This is a genomic window from Hephaestia caeni (genome assembly GCF_003550065.1).
Lineage (GTDB): Bacteria > Pseudomonadota > Alphaproteobacteria > Sphingomonadales > Sphingomonadaceae > Sphingomonas > Sphingomonas caeni_A.
The window spans coordinates 595,493-616,413 of sequence record NZ_QXDC01000003.1 but is presented as its reverse complement, the minus strand read 5'-3'; the positions used below and the strand labels follow the sequence as shown (position 1 = coordinate 616,413).

General features: G+C 68.2%; 39 protein-coding genes. All 39 read left to right on the top strand.

Features of this window, described 5'->3' with window-relative positions; translation table 11 throughout:
* Positions 1–3 precede the first annotated feature (3 nt).
* Entirely contained in the window at positions 4–525 is a 522-nt protein-coding gene (locus tag DFR49_RS11365) for a LexA family protein (RefSeq protein ID WP_119035845.1), read from the top strand.
* A complete protein-coding gene (locus tag DFR49_RS11360) occupies positions 522–776 on the top strand; it encodes a hypothetical protein (protein WP_119035844.1) in 255 nt (84 codons plus the stop codon). The genes DFR49_RS11365 and DFR49_RS11360 overlap by 4 nt, the downstream gene beginning before the upstream one ends.
* Positions 773–1,015, top strand: coding sequence for a hypothetical protein (locus DFR49_RS11355; protein WP_119035843.1), 243 nt, complete (start codon positions 773–775; stop codon positions 1,013–1,015). Before DFR49_RS11360 ends, DFR49_RS11355 begins: the two co-directional genes overlap by 4 nt.
* A complete protein-coding gene (locus DFR49_RS22000; RefSeq protein ID WP_170151006.1) occupies positions 1,012–1,155 on the top strand; it encodes a hypothetical protein in 144 nt (47 codons plus the stop codon). The genes DFR49_RS11355 and DFR49_RS22000 overlap by 4 nt, the downstream gene beginning before the upstream one ends.
* Positions 1,152–1,391: a hypothetical protein gene (locus DFR49_RS11350; protein WP_119035842.1), complete on the top strand. Its 240-nt coding sequence runs from the start codon at positions 1,152–1,154 to the stop codon at positions 1,389–1,391. The genes DFR49_RS22000 and DFR49_RS11350 overlap by 4 nt, the downstream gene beginning before the upstream one ends.
* A complete protein-coding gene (locus DFR49_RS11345) occupies positions 1,388–2,035 on the top strand; it encodes an HNH endonuclease (protein WP_119035841.1) in 648 nt (215 codons plus the stop codon). Before DFR49_RS11350 ends, DFR49_RS11345 begins: the two co-directional genes overlap by 4 nt.
* Positions 2,035–2,310: a hypothetical protein gene (locus tag DFR49_RS11340; protein ID WP_119035840.1), complete on the top strand. Its 276-nt coding sequence runs from the start codon at positions 2,035–2,037 to the stop codon at positions 2,308–2,310. Before DFR49_RS11345 ends, DFR49_RS11340 begins: the two co-directional genes overlap by 1 nt.
* Entirely contained in the window at positions 2,303–2,764 is a 462-nt protein-coding gene (locus DFR49_RS11335; RefSeq protein ID WP_119035839.1) for a hypothetical protein, read from the top strand. Before DFR49_RS11340 ends, DFR49_RS11335 begins: the two co-directional genes overlap by 8 nt.
* Positions 2,761–4,719, top strand: coding sequence for a transposase domain-containing protein (locus DFR49_RS11330; protein ID WP_119035838.1), 1,959 nt, complete (start codon positions 2,761–2,763; stop codon positions 4,717–4,719). Before DFR49_RS11335 ends, DFR49_RS11330 begins: the two co-directional genes overlap by 4 nt.
* Before the next feature lie 69 nt (positions 4,720–4,788).
* Complete coding sequence (locus DFR49_RS11325) at positions 4,789–5,745, top strand: AAA family ATPase (protein WP_119035837.1); 957 nt, start codon at positions 4,789–4,791, stop codon at positions 5,743–5,745.
* Positions 5,742–5,924 carry a hypothetical protein gene (locus DFR49_RS11320; RefSeq protein ID WP_119035836.1) on the top strand — a complete coding sequence of 61 codons (183 nt, stop codon included), beginning with the start codon at positions 5,742–5,744 and terminating at the stop codon, positions 5,922–5,924. Before DFR49_RS11325 ends, DFR49_RS11320 begins: the two co-directional genes overlap by 4 nt.
* Entirely contained in the window at positions 5,921–6,058 is a 138-nt protein-coding gene (locus DFR49_RS21995; protein WP_170151005.1) for a hypothetical protein, read from the top strand. Before DFR49_RS11320 ends, DFR49_RS21995 begins: the two co-directional genes overlap by 4 nt.
* Positions 6,055–6,462, top strand: coding sequence for a helix-turn-helix domain-containing protein (locus DFR49_RS11315; RefSeq protein WP_119035835.1), 408 nt, complete (start codon positions 6,055–6,057; stop codon positions 6,460–6,462). The genes DFR49_RS21995 and DFR49_RS11315 overlap by 4 nt, the downstream gene beginning before the upstream one ends.
* A complete protein-coding gene (locus DFR49_RS11310) occupies positions 6,459–7,172 on the top strand; it encodes a gp16 family protein (protein ID WP_119035834.1) in 714 nt (237 codons plus the stop codon). The genes DFR49_RS11315 and DFR49_RS11310 overlap by 4 nt, the downstream gene beginning before the upstream one ends.
* A complete protein-coding gene (locus DFR49_RS11305; RefSeq protein ID WP_119035833.1) occupies positions 7,172–7,399 on the top strand; it encodes a hypothetical protein in 228 nt (75 codons plus the stop codon). Before DFR49_RS11310 ends, DFR49_RS11305 begins: the two co-directional genes overlap by 1 nt.
* Positions 7,396–7,641: a hypothetical protein gene (locus DFR49_RS11300; RefSeq protein ID WP_119035832.1), complete on the top strand. Its 246-nt coding sequence runs from the start codon at positions 7,396–7,398 to the stop codon at positions 7,639–7,641. Before DFR49_RS11305 ends, DFR49_RS11300 begins: the two co-directional genes overlap by 4 nt.
* Positions 7,638–7,910, top strand: coding sequence for a hypothetical protein (locus DFR49_RS11295; RefSeq protein ID WP_119035831.1), 273 nt, complete (start codon positions 7,638–7,640; stop codon positions 7,908–7,910). Before DFR49_RS11300 ends, DFR49_RS11295 begins: the two co-directional genes overlap by 4 nt.
* Entirely contained in the window at positions 7,907–8,272 is a 366-nt protein-coding gene (locus tag DFR49_RS11290; protein WP_119035830.1) for a transcriptional regulator, read from the top strand. The genes DFR49_RS11295 and DFR49_RS11290 overlap by 4 nt, the downstream gene beginning before the upstream one ends.
* A gap of 127 nt (positions 8,273–8,399) precedes the next feature.
* Complete coding sequence (locus DFR49_RS11285; RefSeq protein WP_119035829.1) at positions 8,400–8,945, top strand: glycoside hydrolase family 108 protein; 546 nt, start codon at positions 8,400–8,402, stop codon at positions 8,943–8,945.
* On the top strand, positions 8,945–9,154 hold the full coding sequence (locus DFR49_RS11280; protein ID WP_119035828.1) for a hypothetical protein: 210 nt from the start codon (positions 8,945–8,947) through the stop codon (positions 9,152–9,154). Before DFR49_RS11285 ends, DFR49_RS11280 begins: the two co-directional genes overlap by 1 nt.
* Positions 9,151–9,378 carry a hypothetical protein gene (locus DFR49_RS11275; protein WP_119035827.1) on the top strand — a complete coding sequence of 76 codons (228 nt, stop codon included), beginning with the start codon at positions 9,151–9,153 and terminating at the stop codon, positions 9,376–9,378. The genes DFR49_RS11280 and DFR49_RS11275 overlap by 4 nt, the downstream gene beginning before the upstream one ends.
* Complete coding sequence (locus tag DFR49_RS11270; RefSeq protein ID WP_119035826.1) at positions 9,375–9,896, top strand: hypothetical protein; 522 nt, start codon at positions 9,375–9,377, stop codon at positions 9,894–9,896. Before DFR49_RS11275 ends, DFR49_RS11270 begins: the two co-directional genes overlap by 4 nt.
* Positions 9,893–10,114 carry a TraR/DksA C4-type zinc finger protein gene (locus tag DFR49_RS11265; RefSeq protein ID WP_211325868.1) on the top strand — a complete coding sequence of 74 codons (222 nt, stop codon included), beginning with the start codon at positions 9,893–9,895 and terminating at the stop codon, positions 10,112–10,114. The genes DFR49_RS11270 and DFR49_RS11265 overlap by 4 nt, the downstream gene beginning before the upstream one ends.
* On the top strand, positions 10,114–10,473 hold the full coding sequence (locus DFR49_RS11260; protein ID WP_119035825.1) for a DUF2730 family protein: 360 nt from the start codon (positions 10,114–10,116) through the stop codon (positions 10,471–10,473). The genes DFR49_RS11265 and DFR49_RS11260 overlap by 1 nt, the downstream gene beginning before the upstream one ends.
* On the top strand, positions 10,470–10,766 hold the full coding sequence (locus DFR49_RS11255; RefSeq protein ID WP_119035824.1) for a VpaChn25_0724 family phage protein: 297 nt from the start codon (positions 10,470–10,472) through the stop codon (positions 10,764–10,766). Before DFR49_RS11260 ends, DFR49_RS11255 begins: the two co-directional genes overlap by 4 nt.
* Before the next feature lie 3 nt (positions 10,767–10,769).
* Positions 10,770–11,378, top strand: a complete 609-nt coding sequence (locus DFR49_RS11250) for a phage protein Gp27 family protein (protein WP_119035823.1) — start codon at positions 10,770–10,772, stop codon at positions 11,376–11,378.
* Entirely contained in the window at positions 11,375–11,635 is a 261-nt protein-coding gene (locus DFR49_RS11245) for a hypothetical protein (protein ID WP_147373680.1), read from the top strand. The genes DFR49_RS11250 and DFR49_RS11245 overlap by 4 nt, the downstream gene beginning before the upstream one ends.
* Entirely contained in the window at positions 11,632–13,005 is a 1,374-nt protein-coding gene (locus DFR49_RS11240; RefSeq protein WP_119035821.1) for a terminase large subunit domain-containing protein, read from the top strand. Before DFR49_RS11245 ends, DFR49_RS11240 begins: the two co-directional genes overlap by 4 nt.
* A gap of 139 nt (positions 13,006–13,144) precedes the next feature.
* On the top strand, positions 13,145–14,710 hold the full coding sequence (locus tag DFR49_RS11235; RefSeq protein ID WP_119035820.1) for a DUF935 domain-containing protein: 1,566 nt from the start codon (positions 13,145–13,147) through the stop codon (positions 14,708–14,710).
* Positions 14,697–15,887 carry a phage head morphogenesis protein gene (locus tag DFR49_RS11230; protein WP_119036387.1) on the top strand — a complete coding sequence of 397 codons (1,191 nt, stop codon included), beginning with the start codon at positions 14,697–14,699 and terminating at the stop codon, positions 15,885–15,887. Before DFR49_RS11235 ends, DFR49_RS11230 begins: the two co-directional genes overlap by 14 nt.
* A 132-nt stretch (positions 15,888–16,019) precedes the next feature.
* The gene (locus DFR49_RS11225; protein ID WP_119035819.1) at positions 16,020–16,514 is read left to right on the top strand and encodes a phage virion morphogenesis protein; all 495 of its coding nucleotides are present in this window, start codon (positions 16,020–16,022) and stop codon (positions 16,512–16,514) included.
* A gap of 125 nt (positions 16,515–16,639) precedes the next feature.
* Positions 16,640–17,707, top strand: a complete 1,068-nt coding sequence (locus DFR49_RS11220; RefSeq protein ID WP_211325867.1) for a phage protease — start codon at positions 16,640–16,642, stop codon at positions 17,705–17,707.
* On the top strand, positions 17,707–18,162 hold the full coding sequence (locus DFR49_RS11215; protein WP_119035817.1) for a hypothetical protein: 456 nt from the start codon (positions 17,707–17,709) through the stop codon (positions 18,160–18,162). Before DFR49_RS11220 ends, DFR49_RS11215 begins: the two co-directional genes overlap by 1 nt.
* A 15-nt stretch (positions 18,163–18,177) precedes the next feature.
* Positions 18,178–19,071 (top strand): Mu-like prophage major head subunit gpT family protein, encoded by an 894-nt coding sequence (locus tag DFR49_RS11210; protein WP_119035816.1) that lies wholly within the window; start codon positions 18,178–18,180, stop codon positions 19,069–19,071.
* Positions 19,072–19,086: 15 nt separating this feature from the next.
* Positions 19,087–19,668: a hypothetical protein gene (locus DFR49_RS11205; RefSeq protein WP_119035815.1), complete on the top strand. Its 582-nt coding sequence runs from the start codon at positions 19,087–19,089 to the stop codon at positions 19,666–19,668.
* The gene (locus DFR49_RS11200; protein WP_119035814.1) at positions 19,665–19,868 is read left to right on the top strand and encodes a hypothetical protein; all 204 of its coding nucleotides are present in this window, start codon (positions 19,665–19,667) and stop codon (positions 19,866–19,868) included. The genes DFR49_RS11205 and DFR49_RS11200 overlap by 4 nt, the downstream gene beginning before the upstream one ends.
* Positions 19,868–20,296: a gp436 family protein gene (locus DFR49_RS11195; RefSeq protein ID WP_119035813.1), complete on the top strand. Its 429-nt coding sequence runs from the start codon at positions 19,868–19,870 to the stop codon at positions 20,294–20,296. The genes DFR49_RS11200 and DFR49_RS11195 overlap by 1 nt, the downstream gene beginning before the upstream one ends.
* Complete coding sequence (locus DFR49_RS11190) at positions 20,296–20,736, top strand: phage tail terminator protein (RefSeq protein WP_119035812.1); 441 nt, start codon at positions 20,296–20,298, stop codon at positions 20,734–20,736. Before DFR49_RS11195 ends, DFR49_RS11190 begins: the two co-directional genes overlap by 1 nt.
* Entirely contained in the window at positions 20,733–20,921 is a 189-nt protein-coding gene (locus DFR49_RS11185; RefSeq protein WP_119035811.1) for a hypothetical protein, read from the top strand. Before DFR49_RS11190 ends, DFR49_RS11185 begins: the two co-directional genes overlap by 4 nt.

Below are 20,921 nucleotides of genomic sequence, written 5' to 3'. Positions count from 1 at the left end.
CGCATGACGCCCGCCGAACTCAAGACGCTGGACTATGTCCGCGAGACAATCGCCGGGCTGGGCTATGCGCCCACGCTGGCCGAGATCGGGGCGCAGGTCGGCATTTCGACCGGCGCGGCAGGGCGGATCGTCGGCCGGCTGGCCGACGACGGCAAGGTGGTGCGCGACTATTATCGCCATCGCAGCCTGCGCCTGCCCGAGGCACCCGACCTCACCACGATTCCCACGGTCGCGCTACGCGCCGAGCTGGGGCGGCGCGGCGAGACGTTTGACGGGATCGCGACCTTCGAGCGGCGCGTGTTCGGCCGTGCGGTGAGCTGTGCGGCTGATAGCTGCCAGATCGAGGTCAAGCGGGGGCAGTTGTTCTGCCGGCGCCACTGGTTCTCGCTGCCGCTGAGCCTTCAACAGGACATCAAGCGCGCCTTCGCGGCGAAGGACACCGGCAAATATCAGGTGTTTGTCTCCGAAGCGCGCGACCGGATCGACCGTGCCAAGGGCGCTGATGCGCCCAGGAGGCGCCTGTGAGCAAGAGGCCGTGGCGGCGCGACGACGTGGTCGGATTGTTCCCGTTCGAAGAGCGAATCCTTGAGCTGTGGGACGCCGGTTTGTCGATCGACCAGGTGGCGGCCGCGACGTCTTGTACGGCGAAGGCAGTCCGCAAGACGATCAGCCAATTCGACGGGGGCGCCGATAACCGGCTCTTCGAGGCGATGGTGCGCGACGGCTCGCGGCGGCTCGCCGCCGCGATCGCGGCGACCGGAAAGGCGTTCGCATGAGCGCGCGGCCGACGACCGAAGCCGAACGGCTGCGGCGCTGCCGGCAGGTGTTCGAGCTGGCGGTGCGCGACCGCGTATCGATGGCGGTGGCGCGCGACCGGCTGGCGCGGGAGCGCTGGGCCGAGGCCGACGCACGCCTTTCCGCCAAAAACAATACCGCCTTGTGCGGCACCGCCGCGCCGGCGTTCGCCGAGACGGACGAGGACGGCGATGCCCGCCTGCAATGGTGGCAGCGGTGAAGCGGCTGACTATCCAGATCGGCCGGCGCCGCCCGGCGCCGAAGAGCCTGCGCCCGACGCGGCTCGATCCGCTGCATGTCGATGTGCTCGCCGCAATGATCGCGACGCTGCCGCCCAAGCAACAGGAGACCAAGTCGTGAAGAATAAGCTCACCGATCTCAACAACCATCTGTTCGCCCAGATCGAGCGCCTCAGCGATGAAGACCTGACGGCCGAGCAGATCGAGGCCGAGGCCAAGCGCGCCCAGGCCATCGTGCGCGTATCGGATCAGATCGTGAAGGGCGCGAGCCTCCAGCTCAAGGCCGTCGAGATCGTGGCCGCGCATGGCGATCGGTTTCTGCATCAGCTCCCGATGATCGAGGACAAGACGGCGTGAAGGGCCGCGCGATCTCCTACAGCGCCGACGAACTGGCGTGGATCGAAGCCAACCGCGGGTTGGTGATCGGCGACCTGCACCACGCGTTCTGCGAACGCTTCGGCCGGGACGACGTGTCGGCGGTCAATCTCAATGCGCTTCGGAAGCGCAAGGGTTGGAAGACCGGTCGTACCGGTCGATTCGAAGCCGGGCAGACGCCGATCAACAAGGGCAGGAAGTGCCCGCCAGGCGTCGGCGGCAACCATCCCAACGCTCGCAAGACTCAATTCCGCAAGGGCGAGCGACGCGGCGTCGCCGTGGACCTCTACAAAACGATCGGCACGGAGCGGCTGAGCAAAGACGGCTATGTCGAGCGGAAAATCCACGACGGCTTGCCGCTCCAGTCGCGATGGCGCGCCGTCCACCTGATCCGCTGGGAAGAGCTTCACGGGCCAGTGCCGGAAGGCATGTGCCTCAAGTCTCTTGACGGCAACAAAGCGAACACTGACCCCGCCAATTGGGAGCTGATCCCGCGCGCGATGCTGCCGCGCCTCAACGGCCGGTACGGACGCGATTATGACCATGCTTCGGCCGAGGTGAAGCCGACGATCATGGCGATCGCCAAGCTCGAACATCGCGCGCGCACGGTGGGAGGCGGCGACTGATGCCGGTCGATCCCCGTATTCAGGCCGCGCTGAATGCGCCGCTGCGTGCGCAGGCGGCGCGGTTCGGCGCGCCGCGCGGCAAGCGGCGGAACGGCTATCCGACGCTGCCCGGCAGCGGGCCGGCCGGCGAGACGTGCGGAAGCTGCATGCGGCTCGTCCGGCGTGAGTTCGCGCGGACCTATTTCAAGTGCGCGCTCACCGAAACGGGGGGCGCGGCGACCGATATCAAGAAATCGTCGCCGGCTTGCAGTTCCTGGGTGCGCGCCGATGGCTAAGCGCCGCTCCCCCGACGAACGCCAGTTCGACCTGTTCACGGCTTCGCGGCCGATGAACGGGCCGGCCGCGCTCGCCGGGGTCGAGGCGTGGATCGCGGCCGAGGTCGGGATCATGCTGAAGGAGGATTCGCGATCTCGCGAGGAAATCGCAGGCGCGATGTCGGCGATCATGGCCGAGGACGTCTCGCGCTGGATGCTCGACGCCTACGCGTCGCCGGCGCGCGACGGCCACAATATCAGCTTCGGCCGCGCGCTCGCGCTGATGGCCGTGTCGCAGGATCACGCGCTGATCGAGGAGGCGGTCCACCGTCTCGGCGGGCGCATCCTTTGGGGCGAGGAAATCCTCGCCGCGCGGCTCGGCCATCTGCAAGCGCAGCGCGCCCGGATCGACGCCGAAATCAAGCAATTGCGCGGCCGTGCGCAACCGATCGAACGGGGTGGTGAGCGCGTATGAAGCCGTTTGGGGGCAAGGTGTGGTTCACGTCGGCGGAACTCGCCGCGCTCAAGCTGCCGGGGCTGCCGAAGTCGAAGCGTCGGATCAATGAGCGCGCCGACGACGAAGGCTGGGCGCTGCGCCAGACGGCGTCGGGCGAGCCGCTCGCCCGGCCGCGTCAGGCGCGTGGCGGCGGCCTCGAATATCATGTCGAGGTGTTGCCGTCGGCTTCTCGGATCGAGCTGGCGCGGCGTGGGATCGCGGTCGTCGCGATCGTCACCGATCGCCCGCCGGCGCGGCCGGCACGCGCGAGCGGGTGGGACTGGTTCGATCGGCAGCCCGAAAAGGTGAAGGCCGAAGCGCGGCGCCGCGCGGAAATCGTCGATGCGGTGGCCGCGCACGAACGGCTTGGTTTTTCGCGCTCGACCGCGGTCGCGTCGGCCGCGGGCGAGCATGGGGGCGCCGCGTCGACGTTGTGGGGCTGGCTCAAGTCTCTCAACGGCACCGATCCGGCTGACCGGCTGGTACACCTCGCGCCGCGGCGGGCGGGCGGCGGGACAGAAGCCGAGATCGATCCGCGGGTGTGGCAGCATCTCAAATCGAATTATCTGCGGCCGGAAAAGCCGACGTTTTCGAGCTGCTACCGCTGGGCGGAAGAATATGCGGAGACGATCGGCGCGACGTTGCCCTGCGAGCGCTCACTGCGGCGCAAGTTCGATCGTGAGGTCGACCGGCGCGTGATCGTGGCGGCGCGGAAGGGCAAGGATGCGCTACGCGAAACGATGCCGCCGCAACAGCGGACGGTGGCCGATCTCCACGCGCTCGAACTGATCAACATGGACGGCCATAAATGGGACGTCTTCGTGCGCTTCCCCGATGGCGCGATCCGCCGCCCGATGATGGTGGCGATCCAGGACGTCTACAGCCGCAAATTCCTGAGCTGGCGGATCGGCGTGAGCGAAAGCGCGCTGATGACGCGGCTCGCTCTCGCCGACATGCTCAAGAAATTCGGCATCCCGAAGGGCGCCGTGGTCGACAACGGCCGCGGCTTCGCCTCGAAATGGATCACGGGCGGTTCGCCGACGCGATTCCGGTTCAAAATCAAGGATGACGAGCCGCTCGGCCTGCTGACCGCGCTCAACATCACGACGCACTGGACGACGCCGTATCGTGGTTCGTCCAAACCGATCGAGCGCGGGTTCGGGGACTTCTGCCGCGACCTCGCCAAGCATCCGGCCTTCGCGGGCGCCTACACCGGCAACCGGCCCGACGCGAAGCCCGAGAATTACGCGAGCAAGGCGATCGATCTCGACGTGTTCGTGCGCGTGATCGCGCGCGGGATCGCCGCGCACAACGCGCGGCAGGGCCGGCGCACCGAAATCGCGGCCGGGCGCAGCTTCGACGACGCGTTCAACGCATCCTATGCGGTCGCGCCGATCGGCAAGGCGACGGAGGAGCAATTGCGGCTCGCGCTGATGGCCGGCGAGCAGCTCTCGACCGATCGCAAGAGCGGCCACATCCGGCTGCACGGCAACCGTTATTGGGCGCCCGAACTCAGCCAGATCGCGGGCCAGAAGGTGACGATCCGGTTCGATCCCGACGATCTGATGCTGCCGGTCCACGTCTACGATCGCGCGGGGCGATTCCTGGTATCGGCCGGGATCATCGCGGCGGACGGCTTCCTCGACGTCGAGGCGGCACGGCGGCGCGCGCGTCAGGAAGCCGATTGGCGCAAGGCGACGCGGCGCGCGACCGAGCTGGAGGATTTGCTCAGCGCCGACCAGATCGCGGCGCTGCTCCCCGATTATGCGGACGAGAGCGATCCGCCCGCGCCGGCGGTGGTGCGGCCTGTCCGCCATCGCGGCCAGACGGCGGCGGCGCTCAAGCCGGTTTCCGAACCCGCCTCAGCCCCGGCTCAGAGCGCCTTCATGGACAAGTTTTCGACGGCCGTCAGCCATTTGCGGCTGGTCGAATGAAAGCGGCCGCCCCGAGCTGGAACCTCGGAGCGGCCGGACATCGTGAGCAGATGACAGGAGATAAATACCATGAACGATCCATCAAAGACACCCGTCGACGTCGAGGAACTGCGCGCCTGGGTGCTCGACTATAAAGAGCGCACCGGGCTGAGTTATAGCGAACTGGCGCCGCAATCGGGCGTCGCTTACGGCACGCTGACGCAATTCGTGGGCGGCGGGTACGGCGGCAATAACGAGGCAGTCGCGCGCAAGCTGCTCCTGTTCCGCCAGAGGCTGGCGATGCAGGCCGAACTGGCGCTCGAAGCGCCCGAAATCCCCGATTATTTCGAGACCGGCACGTCGCGTCAGATCGTCGCGCTGCTGACCTGGGCGCAGCGCGGGCGCATCACGGTGGTCGCCTCGGGGCCGGGAACGGGCAAGACGATCACCTGCCGCCATTATCAGGCCGCGGTCGCCAACGTCTGGGTGGCGACGATGACGCCGTCGACGAGTGGCGTGAACAACATGCAGATCGAGGTGCTGGCGGCGCTGGGGGAGCGTGATGCGGTCGGGACGTCGCAGAAACTGTCGCGCCGCGTGCGCGAGCGGGTGCGCAACACCGGCGGGCTCATCATCATCGACGAAGCGCAGCACCTTTCCGAGAAGTCGGTCGAGGAAATCCGGTCATGGCACGATGCAGAGGGGATCGGCATCGCCCTGCTGGGTAATGAAAGCGTGATCGCGCGGCTCGAAGGCGGCACGCGGCGCGCGCATTATGCGCAGCTCTACAGCCGTGTCGGGATGCGGCTGGTGCGCAACGTGCCACTGGCGGCCGACGCACGCGCGCTCGCCGAGGCGTGGGGTCTGGAGGATGCGAAGGAGATCGCCTTCATTCAGTCGATCGCGACCAAGCCGGGTGGTTTGCGCGGCTGCACGATGGTGCTGGAGTTGGCGACGATGATCGCGGGCGGCGAACACCGCGCGCGTGACCTCGCCCATATGCAGGACGCCTGGGCGCAACTCGCGTCGCGGCCGATCGCGTCATGAGCGCGTGGGACGATCTGCAAGAGGAGGCGCTGGAGAAGGTCGAGCTGGCCGGCGTCTATCTGGCCGACGGTGCACCGCGCAGCGCGGCGCGGTGTCTGCGCGGGGCGGCGAACAAGCTCGAACAGGCGGCGAACCTGCGCGATCAGGCGCTCGCGGCCGCTTTGGCGGCGGCGTCATGAGCGCGGTGCGATCGATCGCCGCCGAGCTGCGCCGTCACCGCCACGTCGTGGGCGGCGCGGCGTTCGCGGTGGCGTGCGCGCTCGGCTCGGCCGGGCCGGATATCGTGGCCCTCGTGCATCGGGTGCTGTCATGAGCATCCGGCGGATCATCATCGAGGGCGAGTTCGATTCGGCCGCGATCGCGAAGCTCCGTGACGCCCTCGCGGCCACAGAAGCCGTCATCGATATCGAGAAAACCGGCGGCTCACCCCGCGTCGCCGAAATCGTCGATCGCGTCGGGTTCGAGATGGGGCTGCGGCCGATCGACATCATGAGCCGTCGCAATTTCAAGGCGCTGGGGCGGGGTCGCGCGGCGGTGTCGTGGATCGCGCGGGAGGCGACGCTGCGGAGCCTGCCCCAGATCGGCCGGGCGATGGGGCGCGACCATAGCACGGTCATCCATCAGCTTCGCCGCGCCGAGGCGCTGCGCGCCGCCGATCCGGCGTTTCGGCGCCTGACGGATCGGCTCGCGGAAGAATTTTCAGGAGAGCAGGCATGAACCAATATGCGACGGCGCGCTTCGACGGCGCGCGGCAGCGGCGCCGGGTGCTGATCGCCAAGGTGCACGTAGCCATCAAGCAGCTCGGGCTCGCCGACGACGATTACCGGGCGATGCTGTTTCGCATCACTGGCCGGATGAGCGCCGGCGAGTGCACCGAAGAACAGCTCGTGCTGGTGATCGACGAACTCAAGGCGAAGGGCTTCTCGGCGAAGCCGAAGGCGGGCGCGCCGCGCGCGGCCGACCATCCCGGCGCGATGAAGGCACGCGCGCTGTGGATCTCGCTGCACCATCTCGGCGTGGTGCGGGACGGGCGCGAAAGCGCGCTCGAAGCGTTCGCGCGGCGCCAGCTCGGTTGCGACAAGCTCCAGTGGGCGAACCAGTCGCAGATGTACCTGCTGATCGAGGCGCTCAAGAAGATGGCCGAGCGCGCGGGCTGGTCGCAGGACCTGTCCGGCGTGCCAGCGGCACGATCGGTCCAGGTGCTCAAGCACCGGCTCTGCGACGCGCTCCTCGCCAAGCTGAAGGACGCCGATCTCGCGCCGCGGGATTGGCGGCTCGGCGACGCCGCGTGGCGGCTGGCCGGCATCCGGCCCGGCGAGCCCAGCCCGCTGTTCTGGTCGGCGAGCGAGTTCGACCTGATCGCGGCGGCATTCGGCCGGTTGCTGCGCGAGGGGCCGCGCCCCGTTTCCGCCGGGGAGATCGGGTGATGGGTGTGGTCGCGCTCCGCTTGCCGCGCGCATCGGCGCCGCGCCGCCTCGTCGCCGACGACGTGGCGCACCGTGGTTATCGGCCGGTCTATTCGGTCGGCTGCCGCTGCCCCGGTTGTGCCAGCGGCGCGTGGTTCGTCGGCCGCGTGTCGGCGGAATGCGCGCGTTGCGGCACGGCGCTGCCGCTTGGCCCTGATCAGCATTCATCAGAGGAGCGCTTCCAATGACGCCTTGGACGTGGTGGGCGGGATATTCGTCGGATGTTGAAGGCGACGGTACTTATTGCATCGGCGAATTCGATACGCGCGCCGAAGCGATCGCGGCCGGCTTGAACGATACCCTGCGGGGCGAGACCTTTCACATCATCGAAGCTCGCTCGTCTACCGACAGGCGCCACGAGGGCGCCGATACCATCCCGTTTGTGCGGATGCGCCACCACGAGATCATTACGAACGGACCGCGCTCGTGAGCGGCGCCAAGCTCTCCGATCATGCGCTAATCCGGCTGTTGGAGCGCGGCGCGCAGATCGACCTCGAACGGTTGCGGCTGACGGTCGAGGCATCGCTGGCGCGCGCGGCCGCGGCGGCGCGCTCGATCGGCGGCGGGGATTACCTGATCACGATCGACGGCCTGTCGTACCTCGTGCGCGACGATACGGTCGTGACGGTGCTGGACAAGGACAGCGAGCGGCTGCGCGCGATCATGCTCACCGGCCGGGGAGCATCGCTGAACCCATGAGCGGCGGGGTGATCTTCGATCTGCAAGCGCTGCTGGGCGACGACGCGTTCGTCCGGCTGGCGCAGGCGTTCGGGGGCACCCGCCTTTATGTGCCGCACACGATGCGGCCCGACCACGAGATCGCCGTCGCGATCGGCCTGGCCGCCGCCGAGCGGCTGTGTCGCCGCTGCGCCCCGGCGCAGATTCGGGTGCCGCTTGCGCGCGAGCTTCGGGCGCGTCACTATCGCGCCGCCGGGCTGAGCAACGCGGCGATCGCGCGTCGGCTCGGCATGACCGAGCCGGGCGTCGACAAGCTGTTCGCCCGGATGCGCGACAAGCCCGAGAAGGGCTCTCAACCCAGCCTGTTCGGCACGCTCGCCTGAGACACCGGCCACCCATGCCCGCCCCGGCGGGCATGTAATTCATCGCCCCGATCCAGCACTTTGCAGCTCTCTCCGATGCCTGGCCGGCGGCGGCATGTCGCCGGCCATTTTTCGAAGCAGGAGTCGCATGGATATCGACCGCCTCATCAACGACCTGATCAAGCGCGAAGGCGGCTATGTCGATCATCCCGCCGACAAAGGCGGGCCGACGAATTGGGGTGTCACCGAGCAGGTCGCCCGCGCCTATGGCTATGCCGGTTCGATGAAGGCGCTGCCGCGGGGCAGGGCCGAAGATATTTATCGCAAGCGCTATTGGTCTGGCCCGCGATTCGATCAGGTCGGACAGCGCTATCCCCGTCTTGCCGAAGAGCTGTTCGATACCGGCGTGAACATGGGGCCGGCGGTCGCCGCCACATTCCTGCAGCGCGCGCTGAACGCGCTCAACCGGGGCGCGGTCGATTATCCCGACATCGCGGCGGACGGCGCGATCGGCGCGATGACGCTCGCCGCGCTCGACGCCTATCGCAAGGCGCGTGGGGCGGCCGGCGAGACGGTGCTGCTGCGCGCGGTCGATGCGCTCCAGGGCGCGCGCTACATCGAGATCGCCGAGCGGCGGGCGGCGAATGAAGCATTCGTTTACGGCTGGCTCGCGAACAGGGTGGGCGGCGCGTGATGTCGGTGCTGCTCGACGATATCTCGATCGAGATCGAGATCGCGGTGCGCCGCGCAAGGATGAGGGCGGCTCTCCCTCATCCTATGGCGATGCGCTCCGAAGCAATTGCTTCGCTTGCAGCCGGTGCCGGCGCCGAGCTGGTAGCGCGGCGGCAGCGAGCATTCGACATTCTGGAAACGCGTCTGATCCGCGAGCGGACGGTACAATGAAGCTGCTGAAAGACCTGCTCTTCACGCGGGGCAACGTCTCGCTCGATATCGCGCGGACCATGTCGGCGATATCGGTGCTCGCCTTCTGGGGCGGGGTGTTCTGGCAGTTATCGGCGCGCGGCGAGTTCGATCCGGTGGGGGTCGGCGGCGGGTGCGCGGCGATCTTCGCGGCGGCGGCAGGTTGGATACACTTCCGGCAGAAACAGGAGGGCGGCGGGCAATGACCTGGGCGCTCCTGCTTCGCTATTGGTGGGCGGCGCCGATCGCGGCGCTGGCGATCGCGCTGTTCGTCACGCGCGGGACGCTCGCCGATCGCACCCAGGACCTCGCCGACGAACGTGCCGCGCATCAGCAGACGGTGGCCTCCTATTGGGCGGCGGCGACCGAGGCGTCGCGCAAGGATGCGGCGAACCGGCAGCGGGTCGACGCCGAACAGAATCGCATCTCGAAGGAAATCACCGATGATTACGAAGCTCGCATTGCCGATGTGCGCGCTCGCGCTGAGCGCCTGCGCCGCGACGCCGAAGCCCGTGCCGGCGATCGCGCAGACGCGCCAGTGCCCGCCGCCGGCGCAGCCGCCGGCGGCGCTGATGAAGCGGCCTGCGAAGATCGACTTCCTGCCGCCGGCCTCGGGCTCGACGACGCGCTTGTCGCGACCGAGCAGGCCATCCAGCTCGACGAACTGATCAACTGGGTCGAGGCGCAAGCGCGCGTCGACATCGGCAATGAGGCCGCGCCGTGAACGGCGAACGACTCATCGAGAACATGGCGGTGCGCATCGAGGAAGAGCGCGACGCCGGCGTGGAGCGGGTGCGGCGCCGGATCGCGCGCACCGGGCGAGCGCATTGCCTGAATTGCGGCGACGGGATCGAGCCGGCGAGGCGCGCGGCGCTGACATCAGCGATCCGGTGCGTCGAGTGCGAGCGGCGCCGCGAGGTACGCGCGATGAGGGGGTGGTAATGGACGCGGACAGCATCACGCGCTGGCTCGGCGCGATCGCGCTGATCCTGTCGATCGGCAACACGGTCTACGTCTGGTTCAGCAAGAGCGGGCGCGAGCTGGCGCACAAGCTAAAAGATCAGCGCGCTGAGACGAACGGCGCGCTGACCGAAGTCGGCGACGACATCGATGCGCTCGACAGCCGCGTTCAGCGCATCGAGGACGCGCTGCCGCACCTTCCGAGCAAAGATGACGTCGCCGACCTGCGGATCGCGATGGCCGAAATGAAGGGTCAGATGGGCACGTTCGACGCGGAGATCACCTCCGTGGCGCGCACCGTCAGGCGGATCGAAGACTACCTTAGAGAGACGAAGGCATGAATTACGACGACAGGATCGCCGAGGACGCGCGCCTGATCATCCTGAAAGAGTTGGCGCGGCAAGTCGACGGCCGGATGAACGAGATCGCGCTGATGCGCGTGCTCGACGTGTTCGGGATCGGCCGCACGCGCGAGTGGGTGGCGACGCAGCTTCGCATGCTCGACCAACTCGGCGCGGTGAACGTCAGCGAGGCCGGGACAGTCATCGTCGCCGCGCTGACCAAGCTCGGTCGCGCGCATGTCGAGCGCCGCGCGATCGTCGAGGGCGTGTCGCGGCCTTCGGACGAGGATTGAGCGATGGGCGACGCCGACCGTCGCGAAGGCCGGGGCCGGCTGTCGTCGATCGACCTCTTGCCCGACGAGGCCGAGCCCGATGTCGTCTGGGCGCTCGCCGCGCTGCGCGAGCGCAAGATGCCGCTCAACGCGATCCTCGCCGAGTTCAATGCTCGGCTCGCGGATCGCGGGATCGGCTCGATCTCGAAGTCGGCCTGGTCGCGATACGCGGTGCGCAAGGCGATCCAGTTTCGCCAGCTCGATGAAGTACGTCGAATCAGCGACGAACTCGTCCAGTCGCTCGGCACGGACGGCCCCGATCAGGTGACGGTGGCGGTGGCCGAGATGGTGAAGCTCGCGGCTTTCCGGCTGCTCGAACGCGGTCTTTCGACCGATGAGATGGGGGTGGGATCAAAGGAAGTGATGGAGCTGTCGCGCGCGGTCGCATCGGCGGTGACCGCGCAGAAGGTGTCGGCTGATCATCGCAAGCGGCTCGAAGATCAGGTCAAGGCGAAGGTCGATCGCGCGATCGATGCGGCTGGTGACAAGCTCGCGGGTGATCATACGCTTGCTGATCCGAAGGCGGTGCTCAAGGCGATCCGCGAGGATGTCTACGGGATTTTCGAACGGTGAAGCGGAAACCAAAACGCTCGCCCAGCTTGCGCCGCGCCGCGCTCGATCCCGTCGAACTGGCCGAGGTGCTACACGACGTCTTCCCGGTTGCCGGCGGCGCGGCGCCCGAATCGGTGATCGGCTGGTTCGACGCGGCGGACAGGCCGCGCCGCGTGCGCGCCGATTACGCCAATGGCTGGCGTGTCGAGATGCGACTGAACGCGAAAGGCTCGCTCACCAGTCGCTGCGCTTCGTCCAGAATGACGGTGGGGAAATGACCGGCCCCGCTGTTCCGCTCTACGGCTATCAGCGGCGGTGGTTTCTCGACCGCAGCCGGTTCAAGGCCGGGATGTTCGCGCGCCAGACCGGCAAGACGTTCACGACGACGCTGGAGATCGTCGATCGCTGTGTCGAGGCCGCCACGCAGGCCCGCCGCGAGCCGTGGGTGATCCTGTCGCGCGGGGCGCGGCAGGCGGCCGAAGCGATGAACGAAGGGATCAAGCTCCACGCGAAAGCCTATGCGATGGGGTTCGAGGCCGAGGAATACGATTGGGAGAGCCCGGACGGGTTCGTCTACCGCGCGCAGGAAGTGACGTTTCCGCACGGATCGAAGGTGACGGCGTTGCCCGCCAACCCCGACACCGCGCGCGGTTTTTCGCGCAACGTGTTTCTCGACGAGTTCGCGATCCACAAAGACAGCCGCGAGATATGGGGCGCGCTGTTCCCCGTGATCTCGAAAGGGTGGGACTTGCGCGTCACCTCGACGCCCAAAGGCAAGGGGAACAAATTCTACGAGATCATGACGGCCGACGACACAACCTGGTCGCGCCACATCGTCGATATCTATCAGGCGGTGCGCGACGGCCTGCCGCGCGATATCGACCAGCTTCGCGCCGGCATGGCCGACGAGGATCTGTGGAGCCAGGAGTTCGAACTCAAGTGGCTGGACGAGGCGAGCGCGTGGCTGTCCTACGAGCTGATCATGAGTTGCGAGGAGGCGACGGCCGGCGAGCCTGACGCCTATCAGGGCGGCGTGTGCTTCGTCGGCCGCGATATCGGCCGGCGCAACGATCTGCATGTGATCTGGGTGTGGGAGCAGATCGGCGACGTGTTGTGGGAGCGGGAGCGGATCGAGCAGAAGCGCGCGAGCTTCGCGGATATGGATGCGGCGTTCGACGAGGTGATGCTGCGCTATCGCGTCGGCCGCGCCTGCATCGACCAAACCGGCATGGGCGAAAAGGTCGTCGAGGACGCGCAGCGCCGATATGGCAGCCGAATCGAGGGCGTGCTGTTCACCGGGCCGAGCAAGCTGGTGATGGCAACGCGCGGCAAGGATTTCTTCGAAGGACGCCGGGTGCGGATCAGCGAGGGCGACGCCAAGCTGCGCGCCGATCTCCACAAGCTGCGCAGGGTGGCGTCGGCGACCGGGGCGCCGCGCTTCGTCGCGGAGCGCGACGACGATCACGCCGATCGCACCTGGGCGGCGTTTCTCGGCATCCACGCCGCCGACGGGACGATCCCGGTGTACGGCTACGAGCCCGCCGGCCGCCGCGATCGCGACGACTTCAACGACCCCGATGACGACGACGATGAGCGCGGCTGGTGGCGGCCGCCGCTGGGGGCCGGGATCAGGGGCGCGCGGTGGTGATCGCGACGATCCGAAATAACGCGTCAGGAGCGCGATGGGGCGGCGAAGGGGTGTCGTGGGCGCCGCTCGCGGCGATCGGCGCCACAAGGGGCCTCTCACGCCCTCTTACGGGCATGTCTGGATTGAAGGGTCGGGTGCGATGACGGGGTTGGTGGATCAATACGGGCGGCCGATCCGCAGGGAGGCGCTGACGCGCGAGGTCGCGACGCCGACGATCGGCGGCGTGCGCTCGCCGCTCGGCGGCTATCCGGGCGACGGGCTCAACCCGGTGCGGCTGGCCAATATCCTGCGCGAGGCCGACGCCGGCGACCCGCTGCGCTATTACGAGCTGGCCGAGCAGATCGAGGAACGCGACCCGCATTATCTGGCGGTGCTGTCGACGCGCAAGCGCTCGGTCGCGCAGATCGACATCACCGTCGATGCGGCAAGCGACGACGCGGCCGACGTCGATCTCGCCGACATGGTGCGCGACTGGCTGACGCGGGACGAGCTGGCCGACGAAGTGTTCGACATGCTCGACGCGATCGGCAAGGGCGAGAGCTTCACCGAGATCGTCTGGGACACGAGCGCGGGCCAGTGGCGGCCCGATCGGCTCGAATGGCGCGACCCGCGCTGGTTCGTCCCCGACCGCACCGACCTGCGCACGCCGATGCTGCGCGGCGGCGAGGATGGGAGCGGCGTCGACACGCCGCTGGAGCCGTTCAAGTTCATCCATCATATCGCCAAGGCGAAGTCCGGCCTGCCGGTGCGCAGCGGGCTGGCGCGGCTCGCCGCCTGGGGCTGGATGTTCAAGGCGTTCACCCTGCGTGATTGGGCGATCTTCACGCAGACGTACGGCCAGCCGGTGCGCGTCGGCAAATTCCATTCGGGCGCCAGCGACGAGGACAAGAAGACGCTGTTCCGCGCCGTCGCCAACATCGCCGGCGACTGCGCGGCGATCATCCCGGCAGAAATGGAGATCGAGTTCATTTCGGCGGAGAATATCGGATCGGGCGCGGGGCTCTACGAGAAGCGCGCGGACTGGCTCGACCGCCAGATGTCGAAGGCAGTGCTCGGCCAGACGACGACGACCGACGCGATCTCGGGCGGGCACGCGGTCAGCCGCGAGCACCGGCAGGTGCAGGAGGATATCGAAACCGCCGACTGCAAGGCGCTCGCCGCGACGCTCAACCGCGATCTGGTGCGGCCGTGGGTCGATCTGGATCGCGGGCCGCAGAAGCGCTATCCGCGGCTGCGCATCGCGCGGCCCAAGCAGGAAGACCTCACCGGACTGGCGGATTCGCTCGCCAAGCTCGTGCCGATCGGCCTGCGCGTTCAGCAGAGCGAGATCCGCGACAAGTTCGGATTGAGCGACCCCGACGAGGGCGCCGAGCTGCTCGCGGCGCCGGCGCCGGCGCCGGAGGCGGCTCGGGTGTCGTCCGGGGTGGCGCTTCAGCGGCGCGAAAGCGAGGCGCCGGCGGCAGCGCCGACGCCCGCCGATGCGATCGGCGATCGGCTCGTCGAGGAGACGCGCGGCGACATGGGCGCGCTGCTGGGCCAGATCGAGGCGATGATGGCGGCGGCAGCCGATCTCGGCGAGTTCGGCGAGATGCTGCGCGCGGCCTATCCCGACCTCGATACCAGCGCGATCGCCGGCAAGATCGCGCTGGGCATGACGGCCGCGCACGCGGCCGGCCGCGCTGGTGTGGTGGATGATCGTGCCTGAGGGGCCGCCGAGCGGTGTTTCAGGCGTCTTTCGAAAGCCGTTTCCGGAGCAGATCGCGTTCTTCCGCCAGAAGCTCGGTCGCCTCGTGCCGACCGAGAGGTGGGATGACATCACCGCCGAAGCGCATGACAGCGCGTTCATGGTGGCCGGTGCGCAAAAGGCGGACCTGCTCGCCGATCTCGCCGGTGCGGTCGATGGATCGATTGCGGAAGGCAAAAGCCTGGGCGCGTTCCGAAAGGAATTCCGGGCAATCGTTGAGCGGCACGGCTGGCACGGCTGGACCGGCGAGGATAGCAAGGGCGGACGCGCCTGGCGCACGCGGACGATCTATCGCACCAACGCGTCGACGAGCTATTCGGCCGGCCGGCGCGTCCAGCTCGAAGATGGTGACTTCCCGCTTTGGGTCTACCGTCACGGCGGGTCGGTGCATCCCCGCCACATCCACCTTCATGTGTTCGACGGTATCGTCCTGCCGCCCGATCACCCGTTTTGGCGCAAATTCTACCCGCCCTCGGATTGGGGATGCTCGTGTTACGTGCTCGGCGCGCGGTCGATGCGCGCCGCGCGGCGGCTGGGCGGCGATCCCGACAAGAAGCTGCCGCCCGATTGGGACCGGGCTGATCCCAAGACGGGCGAGCCCAAGGGTATCGGCAAGGGCTGGGGCTATGCGCCCGGCGCGAGCGTCGTCTCCACCGTGCGCGCGCTGCGCGGTAAGCTCGACGAACTGCCGCCCCAATTGTCGATCGCGGTTATCCAGGACTGGCTGGGCGATGGGTTCGCGCGGTGGATGGAAGACCCGGAGGGATCGTGGCCGCTCGTCCGGGTCCCCGAGGAAGATGCGGCGCTGATTGGCGCCAAGCGAACGGTTGCCGACATCTCCGCCGCGACAGTGGCGAAGCAACACCTGAAGCACCCCGAGCTGACGATCGCCGAATACCGGTCCGCGCAACAGGTGGTGAGCGCGGCGACGCACGCACCTATCCGCGACGGCGACAGCCTGATCTACATTCGCGAGGTTCTGGACGATGCGGCCGGCGGCCATGTGCTGGTAGTCAAGACGACAAAGACGAAGCTGGGGTTGTTCGTCACGAGTTTCCGGCGTCTGAGCCGGGACGAAGCGCGGCGCGACCGCGAACTCGCGCGGTTGCTGGGCAAGGGCGATCGGACTGCGACGTGAGGCTGGGTCGGCAGGCGGCGGGGCCTCTCACCCGGTTGCCCGGAAACCCCGCATGGCGCTCCGATCGAGACGATCGTGCTACGGCCGAGAGAATATCACCGTGTCGCGCCTGCCGTTGAAGAGGAGATAGCGATGTTTCGCGTGATTTTCAACGACCGCCCGATCGCCGAGGCGCTGCGCCAGGCGCAAGCGACGCTCGACGACATGGAGCCGGTCTTTACCGATATCGGCGAATATCTGGTCGGCGCGACCAAGGATCGCTTCGCGGCGAGCGAGGCGCCCGACGGCAGCAAATGGGCGCCGAAGAGCCCGACGACGCTCGAACACTATCGTCGGATGGGCGATGGCGATCGGCCGAAACCTCTGATCGGCCCGTCGCGGCGGTTGTCGACCGAGATCCACGCGCAGGCGACGAAGGCGGCGGTCGAGGTCGGCTCGAACCTGATCTATTCGGGCGTGATGCAGGGCGGCGCGGCCAAGGGCGCGTTCGGCAGCGATGGCGCCGGCCGGCCGATCCCGTGGGGGAATATCCCGGCGCGCGTCTGGCTCGGCCTGTCCGAGACCGATGAACGCAACATTCTCGACATTGTCGACGAGGCGATCGCGCCGGCGCTCGACGGCGGCTGATCTGATCGGCTTTGATTTCGGCGGCGCGCGGTGGCAGTGTCGCCGCCGCGGGCGCGGCTCGACCTGTATTCCTGCCCGCCGTGGCGGGCATGTTTTCCTGACGCCTGAGCGGGCAGATGGTTGGCATGACCGCGCCATCCCTTGCTCTTTGCGCTGCACAGCCGATCGCCGATGGCGATTCGGCGCCCGAGTGGCTGCATCTGCTCCCCGCCGGCGCCGTCGCGACGATCGACGGGCGCGGCCCATATCGCGTGCCCGACGCCTCGGCGCTGATGGCCGCATCGCTGCCGGCAGGCGAAAAGATCGTGCTCGACGAAAATCACGCGACCGATCTCGCCGCGCCCAACGGCGGCGCGGCGCCGGCGCGTGGCTGGATCGTCGAATTGCAACAGCGGGCCGGCGGCATCTGGGGGCGGGTCGAGTGGACCGGCGCCGGCCGCAAGCTCGCCGAGGATAAAGCCTATCGCGGCGTCAGTCCGGTGATCGCCTACCGCAAGGACGGCGTGATCACCCGCATCCTGCGCGCCAGCCTCACCAACACGCCGAATCTCAAGGGGCTCGTCGCCCTGCACCAGGAGGAAAATCTGATGGACCTCAAAGCCAGGCTGATCGAGGCGCTGGGCCTCGACAGCACTGCCGACGACGACGCGATCATCGCGGCCGTCAAGGCGAAGCCCGGCGCGGGCGATGCCGCTACCGCGCTGCAATCGGCGCTCGCACCGATCGCCAAGGCGGCCGGGCTGGCCGAGACTGCCGATGCGGCCGCCGTGCTGGTCAGCGTCGAGGCGCTTGCCGCCAAGCCGAAGCACGTCGCCGAAAGCGACGCCGTAGTCGCGCTGCAATCCGAGATCGGCGCGCTTACGACCAAGCTCAACGCGCTCACCGAGGACGGTGCGCGCACGGCCGCGACGCGGTTCGTCGATGACGCGATCGCTGCCGGCCGCGTCGGCGTGAAGCCGCTGCGCGACGATTACATCGCAATGCACATGGAAGACGCGACGCGCACCGAGAAGATGATCGGGGCGATGCCGGTGATCAAGGGCGCGCGGATCGTGGGCGAGCCGCCGAAAGGCGGCGCGAAGGCCGATCTCGGCGAGGCCGACGCCAGCGTCATCGCGCTGATGGGTCTCGATCCCGAGGAATACCGCAAAACCCGCGCCGCGACCGGCGCCGATCAAGAGGAGGCGCTCTGATGGCCGCGCTCACCGGGGACCGCAACACGCCGCGCGCGCAGGGCGATGTCCGCAATGGCGGCGTTGCCGCCAGCACCACGATTTATGCCGGCGCGCTCGTGATGCGCAACGCCGCCGGCTACCTCGTCAAGGGCGCGACCGCGACCGGGTTGACCGGGGTCGGCCGTGCTGAGGCACGCGTCGTCAACGACGGCTCGGCCGGCGACGTGGCACTCGATTATCGCAGCGGCACGTTCCGGTTCGACAATTCGAGCAGCACCGACGCGATCACGATCGCCGAGATCGGTGAGGTCTGCTTCGCGGTCGACGATCACACCGTCGCCAAGACCGATGGCAGCGCCGCTCGCTCGCCGGCCGGGTTCGTCGAGATGATCGACGATCAGGGCGTCTGGGTGCGCTTCGACGAGGCGATGCTCAAGGCGTGGGCCGACGCCGCCGCCAAGCCCGCCGCTTAAGAAAGGACGATTTCGATGATCATCAACAGGGCCAATCTGGACGCGGTGCGGACCGGCTTCAACACGAGCTATTCCAAAGGGCTCGGGATGGCGAAGCCGCAATATCAGCGGATCGCGACCACGGTGCCGGCGACCACGCGTGAGCAGAAATACGGGTGGTTGGGCAAGATGCCCAACGTCCGCAAATGGGTCGGCCCGCGCGCCGTCCAGAACCTGCAGGAACACGATTATTCGATCAAGGAAGAGCCGTGGGAGATGACGATCGCGGTCAATCGCGACGACATCGAGACCGACAATATCGGGCTCTACGCACCGATGTTCGAGCAGATGGGTCAATCTTCCGGTAGCTTCTGGGATACGCTGTGCTGGGGGATGTTGCCTCTCGGCTTCTCGACCGCGTGCTACGACGGCCAGAGCTATTTCGACACCGACCATCCGGTGCTCGATGCCGACGGCAAGGAAACGTCGGTCGCCAATACCGATGGGGGAGCGGGCACGGCCTGGTATCTGGTCGACGACAGCCAGGTGCTCAAGCCGGTGATCTTGCAGAAGCGCCGCGACTTCAAGTTCGTGGCCAAGGACAAGGACACCGACGACAACGTCTTCGATCAGAACGAGAACGTCTACGGCGTCGATGCCCGCGCCAATGTCGGGTTCGGTTTCTGGCAGTTCGCCTGGGGCTCGAAGCAGACGCTCAACGCCGACAATTACAAGAAGGCGCGCGCCGGGCTGGCGGGGATGAAGGGCGATTACGGCCGCCCGCTCGGCCTCTCGGGCAAGACGCTGATCGTGCCGCCGAGCCTCGAAGGCGCGGGGCTCGAACTGCTCAACGCCGAGCGCGACGCGGCCGGCGCGACCAATGTGTGGCGCGGGACGGCCGAGCTGCTCATCGTTCCCTGGCTCGCTTGATCGGAGGACCGGAACATGACGAAGCGCAAGCAATCGAGCAACGCCGGTGGGGCCGCCAAATCGGGGGATACGGGGGTCGCGACCAGTCACGCCGCGCTCTCGGCGTCGGTTTCCGACACGACGGTTGTGACCAGTGGCGTCTCTATCGTGTCGCAACAGGCCGGAAGCGCTGCGGCGGCCGCGCTCGATCCGGCGGATGCGGCCGAAGGCACCGCATCGGCCGCTGGGGGCGTGCCCGACGCGGCGGCTGGGAATGACACCGGGGCGGCGGCCGTCGCCCCGGCGGCGGCGGAGGGTACTGTATCCGCCGCCAGCGTGGGGGTGTCGGCGGTTGAGCCGTCCGCCGACACCTCCCGCACCCGCCCGCCGGTGCGCGCACCCATCGACGCGATCTTCGACCACGACGCCGCGGCGAGCCTGATCGTCGAGGTGACCGGCCCGCGCCGCGGCCGGCGTCGGGCGGGGCGGTCGTTCGGGGCGGAGCCGGTGCGGGTCTCGCTCGCCGATCTGGGCGAAGAGGGGCTGCGCGCGATCGACGCCGACCCCGAATTGTCCTGGGCGATCGTCGGCGAGGCGGGGACGGAGCCCGAAGCGTGAGCGACAACGGCCCCGCCCTGATCATCGTCATCATCTCGCTCGTCTCGGCGGCGGTCTGCGGGGCGTTCGTCGCCGCCGGCGTGCTGCCGTGGTGGGCGATCGCGGTCGCGCTGTTCGCGGGGCCATTGGCCATCGGCGTGCTCGGCTTCCTGTTTGTCGCCGCGCTGCTGTTCGCGTGGATGTCGGAAGGGTCGCATTGATGGCCTACGCCACGCTCGACCAGCTTTCGGAGCGTTTCGGCGAACAGATGCTCGTCCAGCTCACCGATCGCGCCAGCCCGCCGGCGGGCGCGATCGATGCGAGCGTGGTGACACGAGCGCTGGCGGACACCGATGCGATGATCGACGGCTATCTCGCAGGCCGTTACGTGCTGCCGCTCGCCGAGACGCCCGACCTGCTGACCGATCTCGCGCTGACGATCGCGATCTACAAGCTGCACACCTTCGCGCCCGATCCCAAGATCGAGAAGGATTACGAGCTGGCGCTCAAGAGCCTGCGCGACATCGCGGCGGGCACGATCCGTCTGAATGTCGCTGGGCTGGAGCCGGCGGCGTCGGGCAATAGCGGCGTGGTGACCAACGACCGCGAGCGGCCGCTGACCGAGCAGACGCTCAAAGGCTATATCTGATGCAGATCGGGGCGGTCATGGACCGCGTCGCGTTGGCGGCGCCGGTGCTGGCGGGGCGGGTCCACAGCGCCGCCAAGCTCTCCGAGGTGATGCAGCGCAACCAGTTGCCGCAGGTGACGCCGGCGGCGTTCGTGCTGCCGCTGGGGTTGCAGGGCGGTGCGGCCGACGCGGTTACGGGGCTGTATCGGCAGAGCGTCAGCCATGTCGTCGGCGTGCTGCTCGCGGTGCGCGCGGCGGGCGACGCGACCGGCGCGGCCGGGCTCGCGACGCTCGACCCGCTGATCGACGCGGTGGTCGGCGGAATCGCCGGCTGGACGCCCGACGACGACACGATCGGCGTGTTCACGCTCTCGCGCGGCGAACTGCTCAGCCTCTCCGCCGGCACGCTCACCTACCAGCTCGATTTCGCGATCGAGGATCAACTGAGGATCACGCCATGAAGAAGATCAAGGACGCAACGCCGGAAGCCGAGATGGCCGAGGCCGAGACGGCCGCGGCGGATGCGATCGAGACGACGGAGACGCCGCCGGCCGACGCCCCGCCCGTCGCCGTAGAGGGGATACGCCCGCCGGGCGGCGGCCGCTGGCTGCGGCGCGGCGGCAAGCTGATCAAGCAGGAGGGCTGA